This window comes from Sulfitobacter sp. CW3 (assembly GCF_019392245.1).
GTDB lineage: Bacteria > Pseudomonadota > Alphaproteobacteria > Rhodobacterales > Rhodobacteraceae > Sulfitobacter.
In genome coordinates, this window is record NZ_JAHXRL010000491.1 from 1 (window position 1) to 244 (window position 244).

1 pseudogene is annotated in these 244 nt (G+C 60.2%); it reads right to left on the reverse strand.

Annotated elements, in window-relative coordinates:
• Nucleotides 1–118: pseudogene (locus KZZ06_RS21940) on the reverse strand (IS5/IS1182 family transposase); the annotation flags it as partial.
• Nucleotides 119–244: the final 126 nt, after the last annotated feature.

The window sequence follows — 244 nt, forward strand, 5'->3', positions numbered from 1 at the left end:
CGCCACGCTTGGCTGGAGGGATCAGGGGCTCAATCAGCGCCCACTCGTCATCCGTCAGATCGCTCGGATACCGAAGCTCGCTTCGATCGTAGCGGGCCCGGTTCTCGGTCGTCCACATCAGCAGCCTCCACACAGGCCGCCTTGAATCACAAACCCCTTACATCACTCAATATGTCGCCGGACAGACACTGAGTGATCGATGCCCAGCTCCGTCAGCGTTCGTGCGCAGCCGACCATGAAAGCT